The sequence below is a fragment of the Halolamina sp. genome, from assembly GCF_036626355.1.
Lineage (GTDB): Archaea > Halobacteriota > Halobacteria > Halobacteriales > Haloferacaceae > Halolamina.
Map to the genome: position 1 here is coordinate 1 of NZ_JAZKRY010000098.1, position 9,718 is coordinate 9,718.

A 9,718-nucleotide genomic window follows, 5' to 3' on the forward strand; every position below is an offset into this window, starting at 1 on the left:
CGGCGACGACGGCGACGACGTCCAGTGGCGCGACGTGGCCCGGCCGATGCCGTACGGGCTGTCGGACGGTGAATCGGGACCCGAGGGCGAGACGTTCGAGTGGGCGCTCCAGACTGACGCCTGTGGGGACTGTGTCTTCTACGAGGAGGCAGACGGCGTCGGTGCCTGCAGCGTCCACGCCGACCGGCCGCTCATCTGTGAGACCTACCCCTTTAGTGTGGATCTCGACGGCACGACCCAACCGATGGGCAAGGCCGTCGACAGCGTCCAACTGGCTAATCAGCAGGACGACGAACCCGCGGGCGCCGCCATGCTCGCTCACGAGTGCGAAGGGCTCGGCCGAGATATCGACCGCGAGAGCGCCCAAGCGCTCGCGGCGGCGCTGAAAGAGCGCGCGGTTCGGGAACTCGAGGAGGCCATCGCCGTCCGGGAGAACTACGAGCCAGTCGAGCCCGAGTCGGGCGAGGTCATCGTCCACGACTCCGAAGGCGCAAAGACCGCTGACGGGGCCCCGGTGAACGAGAGCCGATTAGGACGATAGTCGGGTCGGACGATAGCCGGTTTCGGGAGTCTGGTCCCGAAACCGGCCCACCCCCGTGGGAGCGGTACACATATTACACGGGCGATAGTAGTTCCGTCCAGTCTCAGTATGGAAATCTCGGACGAACTCCTCTGTCTGTTCAGTGCAACTGTGCGTGAAGAGGGCGACCGGTACGTCGTCGAGGTACCCAAGCGCGAGATCGAGACCGGCTCGCTCTCCTCGGGAGAGACCTATCGCGTTGCCCTCATCGACGGTGACAGAACGACGACTACCCGGAGCGAGAGCTCTGGCACGACCAGCACGACGACCAGCGACGAGCCCCAGCCACCGGTCGAGCAGGGCGAGGTGCGCTACGTCGAGGTCGAAGATATCGGCAAGCAGGGCGACGGCATCGCTCGCGTCGAGCGGGGCTACGTCATCATCGTCCCGGGCGCCGAGGTGGGCGAACGGGTCAAAGTCGAAATCTCGGAAGTGAAGTCGAACTTCGCTGTCGGGGAGATAATCGAAGAGTAGCTCCGAGGTCGGGACAACTCCGCGCCTTCGGCGCGGGGTGCTCGCGAGGGAACCGAGCGAGAGCACGGGAGAACTCGCTCTCCCGGAGGCAAACCGACCTCGAAGCGCGAGGCGTCCCAGGAGTGCCTCGTGAATCCACGAGTCCGGCGCCGGCAGCAGTCCTCGCAGGTCCGGCCTACTCTACCTGGGCGTTCCAGTAGGAGACCGAGCAGAGCTTCTCGCCTACCCCCGTGCTTCCGATGGCGGTGTCCAGTTTCCGGATGCGGACCGCCAGGCTGTCGGGGATCTGCCGATAGAAGCCGTACGGCAGGATGAAATCGTGTTCCGCGTTCTCGAGGCTGAGGCCCGCGCCGTCGAGCAGTTCCGCCACCTCGTCGCGGCTGTAGAGGTGTGAGCCCATGGGGAGCAGCCGATTGTAGAGCACGCGAGTGCTGAACCCGTTGAACGTGTCGAAAAACACCTGCTCCTTCGAGACGCGGGCCATCTCGGCCATGAACTTCGCCGGCGTCGGCGCGAGATGGTAGAACCGCATCGACACCACCGCGTCGAAATGATCGTCAGGGAAGGGAAGCCGTGCGGCGTCGCCGCGCATGAACTCGACGTTGTCGGCGACCCCGGCTTTGCGGGCCTTCTGGCGGCCCTGTGCCAGCATCGCTTCGGAGATGTCCAGGCCGACGATGTCGGCGCCGCGTTCTGCCAGCATCACCGTAAACCGGCCGGTCCCGCAGGCGATTTCGAGGACGTTCCGGTCCTCGACGGGGCCCACCGCATCGAGCACTGCCTGTTTCTCCCGGCGGTCGATGAGCCGGCCGCCACGGGAGAACCGCTTTGCCTCGTACTCCTCGGCGACGTCGTCGGCCTGGTACCACTCCTTCCCTTTCACGCTACCGGGAGTCGCGGGCCGAAGACTAAAACCGTACTGCTTGCAGGTTATGCATCGCCCCCGGTCGTCCGTCCGTCAGCCTGGCGCCACACTGCTTCACCTGAGAGCCTGCCGCTCCGGCGCGGCTGCCCGGGAGCGGAACGGAATCGGCGAAACCGGGGTTCCTCACCAGGGCTCATCGCTGGCTGTCCGGGAGGGCCCGCTGGACCGGCGTCTGTCTGTCGCCGGGCTCGCTCTCGGAGCTTGCCGTCTCACCGGCGTTGTGTGGCTCTTTGGCCGAGGCCACCAGCTGGGGTGTTTTCTGTTTCAGAAGTTCGTCGATAGAGCTAATCAGTGCCTCCAAGCAAGAGTAATCATGGACCACCGTGGGGTGTCCTCCGTTGTCGGGGTGGCGCTCATGCTCGTTATCGTTCTCTTGCTCGCGGTGATAATCGGGTCGATGGCGCTGGGGGTCGCCGAGGACCTCCCGACACCGGGCCCCCAAGTATCACTCAGTGTCGCAGAGTACGAGCCCGACGGTGACGGAAACGGCGGCAAACCCTACCTGGAGATACATCACCAGGCTGGCGATATTGCGGACGGCACGAAGGTGTTCGTCGTCGACGGCGACGGCAACCGAGTCGCGTGGGCTGATATATGGACCACTGGTCCAAAGGTTGGGCCTGGTTCAGCTGCGCATGTCGATGGCTGTGGGAGTGACGGGGCTCTCAACCGGATCAGTGAGGAGGGCCAGGTCTACCGAATCATCTTCGAATCACCAAAAGACGAAACGCTCTCGGTCAGCGAGGTCACAGTTCCGTCCCCACCGGACCCGAAACCCTGCTGAATAGCGGGATGGACGAGCACGCGACCCTCCCTCACCAGCGAGTCACGTGAACGAGCTCGAGGCCGAAGGATGGACCCGTCCCGCCAACGGGGCTTACCCACTCGTAACAATATCTTCGGTCGGGATCTTGATGATGACGCGCGGCCCCGACTCCTCGCCGTGGTGCGGGTACTCCGCCTGGTCGAAGTAGCGCTGTGCGAGCTTGTCGATGTGGTCTTTGGCACCCTCCTCGGTCAGTTCGGCCTCGCCACGAACGGAGACGTACCGATAGGCGTCATCGGGATCACAGACCGACAGCCCGACGTCGGGGTTGTGGCGGACGTTCTTCTCCTTGCGCCGGCCGCGGGCGGTGTTGACCAGTACGTACTCCCGATTCTCGTGATCGACCCAGACGGGCGTACTCTGTGGCGTGCCGTCGGGCATGATAGTCGAGAGGTGAGCGAACGATTCGCGCTCGAAGATATCGACGTGAGACTCAGGTATCACGACTGGAGGGTTGGAGCCGACCCCCGTAAGCGTTCGGCAGCGCCTGCCAGCCACGGGTTTAAGTTCGGCCGAGGTCAGGGTGGTGTATGAATCTCTCGGTCGTGGTCCCGACGCTCAACGGTCGGGAACGCCTCGCCGCCAGTCTCGACTCGCTGGCCGCAGGGGCGCCCGACACGGAGGTCGTAGTGGTCAACGGCCCCTCCGCCGACGGCACAACCGGGATGGTACGAGAACGCGACGACGTGGACGTGCTGGTTGAAATCGCCGATCGCTGTATCAACGTCGCCCGCAACGCCGGCATCTCGGTTGCCCAGGGCGACGCCGTCGCCTTCCTCGGGTTCGACCTCCAGGTGGGGTCGGAGTGGGTCGACGCCATCGTCGACGGCCTGGCAACCGCACATGCTGTCACCGGTCCGGTCGTCCACAGCAACCAGACCGACCACACGACCGAGGCGCCAGAGCGTCGGAGTATCGCCGGACGGGAGGTGAGCTATTTCGGCGGCGACAACGTCGCTTTCCGGACGGCGGCGCTGCGGGACGTCCTCGACGGGTTCGACGAGTATCTAAAAACGGGTGGCGCCCGCGACGCCGCCCATCGCCTCGCCGGGGCGGACTACGGTGTGGACTGGCGCGAGGCGATGACCACCCGACACGAGCGCAGTGAGTCCGGCACCGGACCGGCGCCGATGGGGCCGGAGGAGCACACTCGCGAGTGGAAATACCGCTCGCTGAGCTATCGACTGCTCAAAAACTACGGCCCCCGGCCGACGGTCGCTCGCCGGACGCTCTCCCATGCTGCCGCTGACGCGGTCGATGCCGCGAAAGCCGTGCTCACCGGCGAACACTCGCCCTCCGCCTGGTTCGGGACCGGTCGCGACGTGCTCACCGGACTCGCTCGCGGGAGTGCCGACGGCCTCGTCGCGCGAGCCCGTGACCGCACGACCACCCGTAACCCCAACGGGCTCTCACAGCGGTCCGACCGGGCGGTTGCGACGTACGATTGGCGGTAACGGACCACTACGAGCCCGCCTGTATCCGGCACCCACACCCACTTGTGCCGGGTTCTGTATACGGCGCATTAATGTGAACCAATTACATTTTCCGAAAAAGTTAGTACGATGGAACCAAAATCGGGTTCCCAATGGCCACAGCCACCGGGACAGTGAACGTATCGGCGGTCGAGAACGGCAACTGGAAAGCCGGTGTCATCGGGGGCATCGTCGGCGCATTCGCGATGGGGTTCCTCGTGATTTTGATGAACCAACCGACCATCGCGGTCGCAATACCATCGCTCTATGGACTCGCCCCACCGGCAGGCGTGGGCGCTGGACTGTTCGTCCACGTCTCCCACGGGGCGGTGCTGGGCGTGGTGTTCGCCGCCATCTGCGGCGCCGTCGACCCCGATTCGACCGGAAAAACTGTCGGCCTCGGCGCCGGCTGGGGTGTCGTAACGTGGTTGGTCCTGGCCGGGCTGGTGATGCCGCTCTGGCTCTCGGCGGTCGGCTCGCCCGCGAACCCGCCGTTCCCCAACTTCGCGATGCCGTCGTTGCTCTGGCACCTCGTCTACGGCGTCGTCTTGGGCGCGGTGTACCCAGCGGTAGCGGGGAAGCTCTGACTGGGTGAGCACACGACCGGTTTCAGCGTCAGGTTGAGCCGGAGTCGAGCCCCGGGACGACCCGCGAGGGGTTCTTGGTGAACGCTCGGCGCATCGCGTCCTCGGGAACGTTGAGCGTGAGCATCTCCATCACCCCGACGTTGGGATGGACAGCCGGTGCGCCACTCCCGAAGAGGATTCTGTCCGGATGTTCGAGCAGCCCCGTCTCCAGCACGTCCCGGTAGGTGACAAAAGCGGTGTCGAGATAGAGATTGTCGGACGTCCCGAGCAGGTCGAGTGAGTCCCACATCAGCCCGCGATCGAGCGGATGGCCGCCGAAGGATGTGAGCACGACCGGGAACCCCTGGTCGAGGAGCGTCTCGGCGACAGTGTCGGGAGAGAACTGCGTCCCACCGTGGACCAGCACTGGATCGTCGACGGCGCCGAGCGTGTCGAGCACCTCCTCGGTCGGGAGGCCGTCGACCGCGGGGGCGAGGGTGAAGCCATGGTACCGGTCGTCGTAGGCGTACTGCTCCACGTCGGCGGCGGTGGTATGGTAGGAGTCGGGTCGCGCGGTGAGGTTTCGAACCCGCCCAGAGATTCCCCGAGAGACGCTCCGCGGGCCGTTTAGCCGGGCGAACGAGAGCAACGGACGGTCGACGCTCAGCCGGGCGACGGCGTTGTTCGCCCGGAGATATCCCTCACCGGCCGGGGTGCGCCCGGGCGAGGCGGCCGCGCGGACGACGCCCGCCTGATGCATCTCCCGTTCCAGTCGCTCGGGGGAGATGTCCCGGCCGTGAACCGCGACGGCCTCCTCGTCGGGGTCGAGCCGGGTGTGGATATCGAACACTCGGAACCTGTGCTCCAGCTCCAGCATCGACTCTGTAGAGCTTCCCGGCCACCAAAAGTTGTCCGGGTGGCGGACCCGAAATTACCGTGACACTGACGCCGAGAGCCGGGGCGCTCTCACCGACCTGCCAGCGTCACCCGCGAGCGCGGTTCTGAATGTTTAACTGAATCCGTTCCCGATGACGGGATGAATGAGCGATCTCCCCGAGGAGTTCGACTGTACGGTCACCGACTGGGAGTACATTTACGGGCTCTGTCGGGACGTGGCCGACGAGGTCCGTGAGGACTCCTTCGAGCCCGACGTGGTCGTCGCGCTGGCTCGCGGCGGCTGGTTCGCCGGCCGCTGTCTCTGTGACTTCCTCGGGCTCGACGATCTCGCGAGCCTGAAGATGGAGCATTACGTCGGCACCGCACAGAAATCCGACGGCGCCGAGGTGCGCTACCCGATGCCGGAGGGGAGCGTCAAGGGAAAGGACGTCCTCATCGTCGACGACATCGCCGACACCGGCGGCTCGATCTCTCGCGCCGACGAGTACGTCCGGGAGCGAGAGGCCGCCTCCGTCCGGACTGCGACGCTCCAGTTGCTCGACACCTCGACGTTCGAACCGGATTACGTCGGCGAGCATCTCTCGGAGTGGACCTGGATTGTCTACCCGTGGAACTTCATCGAGGATCTGATCGACCTGATCTCCGGGGTGATGGAGAAAGCCGACGGCGAGGTGTTCGACGAGGAGGATATTCGGCGGCTGCTGAGCGAGTATCACGACCTGGACCGCATCGAGATGGAGATCGCTCAGCCCGACAGGTTGGACGAGGTGCTCGAGGAGATGGTTCACCGGGGGGACGTCGAGTCGGACGGTGAGGAATGGCGGCTGGTGGCGAACGAAGGCGTCGGCGCCTGATCGTCGATTGTTTTCGGTTCTTGATTCTGTGGTTCGGTTCGGTCGACCGCTGTTCTGCGTTGAGTCGTTGAACAGATGAACAGCAACACCGTGAAAGCCCCTGCCCGCGAGCTCGCGACGACGCGAGCGCGCGTCCCAACTGCACCGCACCCGCGGCAGCTGTGGCGCAGAGCGCGAGCGTCCTCGTGGCGTGAGCCAGCGCGATGGACTCGCGAACGGTCAACCTGAGCGAGTCGGTTGGGGAGGACTTGTGGTCGGTGTGGAACGCAGTGCGGCCCTATTTGCCATGGGAACTCCGCGGTGTTGTTTGCGGTTGCGGAGCTGTTCCCGTTCACGGAGTCCAACCCACTACTCGCTTTCTCAAATCCAGAACCCAACGAACACCCGAACACCCCTTCAGACCAGCCAGAACAGGCAAAACGTCTTTCCCGGAAGCCCCCGACCACCCAGTATGACCCGACTTCGGTTCGTACTCCTCAATGCGGCCCACGGCGACGAAAGCACCACCCGGAACTTCCGGCGGGAGCTCGACGCCGATCTCGTGGAGTTCCACGTCACTGACGGGGAACTGCCCGACCACTACGAGTTCGACGGCGTCGTCATCACCGGCTCCCGCGCGTCGGTCTACTGGGACAAAGCGTGGATTCCGCCAGTTGTCGACTACGTTCGCGAAGCTCACGAGCGCGATATCCCGATTCTGGGCGTCTGTTACGGCCACCAGGTGCTCGCCGAGGCGCTTGGCGGCCGCGTCGCCGGCATGGACGAGTTCGAACTCGGCTACAACGAGGTCCAGCGTCGGCCCGAGGCCAGCGACGACGAACTGCTCGACGGACTGGGCGAGGAGTTCACCGTCTTCACCACCCACGGCGACGCCGTCGTCGACCTCCCGGCTGAAGCGGAGCTGCTCGCGGAGAACGAGTTCGGCGTGCACGCCTTCCGCGCGGGCCACGCCTGGGGCGTGCAGTTCCACCCCGAATACGACATCGCCACCGCCCGCGACGTGGCCGACGGGAAGCGTGAGGACCTCGGCGACGAGCGCGTCGACGCCGTCCTGGACGACGTGACGCCCGCGAACTACGAGAGGGCCTGTGCCGCCAAGCGACTGTTCGAGAACTTCACGCAGTACGCCCGCCGAGTCGCTGCGGGCACAGAGCAGGGGAGCGAAGCGAGCGCCTGACTGGTGTGAGCAGTCGCGGCCCCGCGAGAACGCCTCACATAACGAACCGCTTTTGGCCCCTTCCCCCTGAGTAAAGGCATGCTCGACTACCTCGGTCTGGAGGCGGACCTCGGCGAGGAGGAGCGAATGATTCGCGACACCGCGCGGCGGTTCGTCGAAGACGAGGTGCGGGAGGATATCGGGCAGCACTGGCTCGACGGCACGTTCCCGGCCGACCTCATCGCCGAGATGGGCGACCTCGGCTTCTACGCACCCAACCTCGACGGCTACGGCTCGCCGAACGTCTCGGAGACCGCCTACGGCCTGCTGATGCAGGAACTAGAGGCGTGTGACTCCGGGCTGCGCTCGATGGCGTCGGTCCAGGGCGCGCTCGTCATGTACCCCATCCACGCGTTCGGGAGCGACGACCAGAAAGAGCGCTGGCTCCCGGACCTCGGCACCGGCGAGGCGGTTGGCTGTTTCGGCCTGACCGAACCCGAACACGGCTCGAACCCCTCGGCGATGGAAACTGATGCGGTGAAGCAGGGCGACGAGTACGTCCTCAACGGGACGAAAACGTGGATCACTAACTCCCCAATCGCCGACGTAGCGGTGGTCTGGGCGAAGGACCGCTCCGCTGAGGACGACCCGGTCCGAGGGTTCCTCGTCGAAACGGACCGCGACGGCGTGACGACGAACAAGATCGACGAGAAGCTCTCACTTCGCGCCTCAATCACCGGGGAGATCGCGCTGCAGGACGTCCGCGTCCCGCAGGAGGACGTGCTCCCGGGCGTCGAGGGGATGAAAGGGCCGCTCTCCTGTCTCAACCAGGCCCGCTACGGCATCGCCTGGGGCGCCGTTGGCGCCGCCCGCGACTGCTTCGAGACGGCTCGGAGCTACGCAACCGACCGCGAACAGTTCGGCGGCCCGATCGCCCGGTTCCAGCTCCAGCAGGACAAGCTGGCGGAGATGGCGACCCAGATCACGACGAGTCAGCTCCTGGCCTACCGCCTCGCAGACCTGAAAGAGCGCGGGGACATGGAGCCGACCCACGTTTCGATGGCCAAGCGCAACAACGTCCGGATGGCCCGCGACCAATCACGCATCGCCCGCGAGATGCTCGGCGGCAACGGCATCGTCGCCGACCACTCGCCGATGCGGCACATGGCGAACATGGAGACGGTCTACACCTACGAAGGCACCCACGATATCCATACCCTCATCCTGGGGCAGGATCTGACGGGAATCGCGGCCTTCGAGTAGTCCGTTCCGAGACACGCCGCGATTCCCGTCAGTGACGGGCAATCCGACCTTCGAGTAGGCCGATCGTTCTCGACAGGTTTTTTCTGGAACAGCTGCCACGGTCCGTCCGTCTTCTACCGGCTGTAGCCGCGGCACCGTGTCGCGGCCAGCCGGCCACCGTCCGTCACACGGCACACCCATGCCCGACGACATCCAGGACGCACTCAGCAGGTACGACGACTGCGAAATCGCCCGGGAGCTCCACCGGGTTCGCCCGCACGCCACCTACGAGATCCGGTTCCGGCGGTGCTCGCAGTCTGCGACGGCCACTTCGTCGCGCGCTGGTGCGAGGCGGTCCCTGAGGAGGCGCCAGAACGAGACGAACAACGACTCCGTGCGCTCGGACAGGGGCTCGCGACGCTCCACGAGGAGACGGCCGCCGAGTTCGACCGGACTGGCTTGCTCCGAGGAGCCGAGGATGACAGACTCGCCGTCGATGCAGACCAGCGCTGGAGCGACACGCTGCTCACGCTGCTGGAACGGCGCGAGCGCTATCTCGACACGGTGGGGTACGGCCATCTCGCCCGGGAGGCAGCGGACTGGCTCCGGGAGAACCGCGAGCGGTTCGATGCCGTGGACGAATCCGTGCTGGTTCACGGGAACTTCTTCGAGAAACACGTCGCCGTCGGCAGGGGCGGCGACGGCGTGCACGTCGCCGTCGGCAGG

12 protein-coding genes and 1 pseudogene are annotated in these 9,718 nt (G+C 65.5%); 9 read left to right on the forward strand and 4 right to left on the reverse strand.

All coding sequences use genetic code 11. The annotated features are described in order from the left end of the window. Positions 1–541 (forward strand): YkgJ family cysteine cluster protein (locus V5A38_RS13090; RefSeq protein WP_332326206.1); only part of this gene is annotated, 541 nt, incomplete at its 5' end. Between the two features lie 108 nt (positions 542–649). After that, on the forward strand, positions 650–1,054 hold the full coding sequence (locus V5A38_RS13095) for a TRAM domain-containing protein (protein WP_332326207.1): 405 nt from the start codon (positions 650–652) through the stop codon (positions 1,052–1,054). A 175-nt stretch (positions 1,055–1,229) separates the two neighbouring features. Here the strand turns inward: V5A38_RS13095 and V5A38_RS13100 are convergent, their stop codons facing one another. Both V5A38_RS13100 and V5A38_RS13105 read right to left on the reverse strand, forming a co-directional pair. Then, positions 1,230–1,937 (reverse strand): class I SAM-dependent methyltransferase, encoded by a 708-nt coding sequence (locus V5A38_RS13100; RefSeq protein WP_332326208.1) that lies wholly within the window; start codon positions 1,935–1,937, stop codon positions 1,230–1,232. 175 nt (positions 1,938–2,112) lie between these two features. Beyond that, a complete protein-coding gene (locus V5A38_RS13105; protein ID WP_332326209.1) occupies positions 2,113–2,301 on the reverse strand; it encodes a hypothetical protein in 189 nt (62 codons plus the stop codon). Between V5A38_RS13105 and V5A38_RS13110 the strand changes: the two genes are divergently transcribed. Then, positions 2,293–2,763 carry a type IV pilin N-terminal domain-containing protein gene (locus tag V5A38_RS13110; protein WP_332326210.1) on the forward strand — a complete coding sequence of 157 codons (471 nt, stop codon included), beginning with the start codon at positions 2,293–2,295 and terminating at the stop codon, positions 2,761–2,763. The genes V5A38_RS13105 and V5A38_RS13110 overlap by 9 nt on opposite strands. Before the next feature lie 93 nt (positions 2,764–2,856). Here V5A38_RS13110 and V5A38_RS13115 read toward each other — a convergent pair whose 3' ends face one another. After that, entirely contained in the window at positions 2,857–3,249 is a 393-nt protein-coding gene (locus tag V5A38_RS13115) for a PPOX class F420-dependent oxidoreductase (protein WP_332326211.1), read from the reverse strand. 86 nt (positions 3,250–3,335) lie between these two features. Between V5A38_RS13115 and V5A38_RS13120 the strand changes: the two genes are divergently transcribed. After that, positions 3,336–4,259 (forward strand): glycosyltransferase, encoded by a 924-nt coding sequence (locus tag V5A38_RS13120; protein ID WP_332326212.1) that lies wholly within the window; start codon positions 3,336–3,338, stop codon positions 4,257–4,259. Positions 4,260–4,390: 131 nt separating this feature from the next. Further along, positions 4,391–4,864, forward strand: coding sequence for a DUF6789 family protein (locus V5A38_RS13125; RefSeq protein WP_332326213.1), 474 nt, complete (start codon positions 4,391–4,393; stop codon positions 4,862–4,864). Between the two features lie 28 nt (positions 4,865–4,892). Here V5A38_RS13125 and V5A38_RS13130 read toward each other — a convergent pair whose 3' ends face one another. Beyond that, a complete protein-coding gene (locus V5A38_RS13130; protein WP_332326214.1) occupies positions 4,893–5,720 on the reverse strand; it encodes an amidohydrolase in 828 nt (275 codons plus the stop codon). A 163-nt stretch (positions 5,721–5,883) separates the two neighbouring features. Here V5A38_RS13130 and V5A38_RS13135 point away from each other — a divergent pair, with 163 nt between their 5' ends. The 4 genes and pseudogenes from V5A38_RS13135 to V5A38_RS13150 all read left to right on the forward strand — a co-directional run. Next, complete coding sequence (locus tag V5A38_RS13135) at positions 5,884–6,594, forward strand: phosphoribosyltransferase (RefSeq protein ID WP_332326215.1); 711 nt, start codon at positions 5,884–5,886, stop codon at positions 6,592–6,594. Positions 6,595–7,045: 451 nt separating this feature from the next. Beyond that, positions 7,046–7,771: a type 1 glutamine amidotransferase gene (locus V5A38_RS13140; RefSeq protein ID WP_332326217.1), complete on the forward strand. Its 726-nt coding sequence runs from the start codon at positions 7,046–7,048 to the stop codon at positions 7,769–7,771. A 78-nt stretch (positions 7,772–7,849) separates the two neighbouring features. After that, positions 7,850–9,013 (forward strand): acyl-CoA dehydrogenase family protein, encoded by a 1,164-nt coding sequence (locus V5A38_RS13145; RefSeq protein ID WP_332326218.1) that lies wholly within the window; start codon positions 7,850–7,852, stop codon positions 9,011–9,013. 285 nt (positions 9,014–9,298) lie between these two features. After that, positions 9,299–9,718: pseudogene (locus tag V5A38_RS13150) on the forward strand (hypothetical protein); the annotation flags it as partial.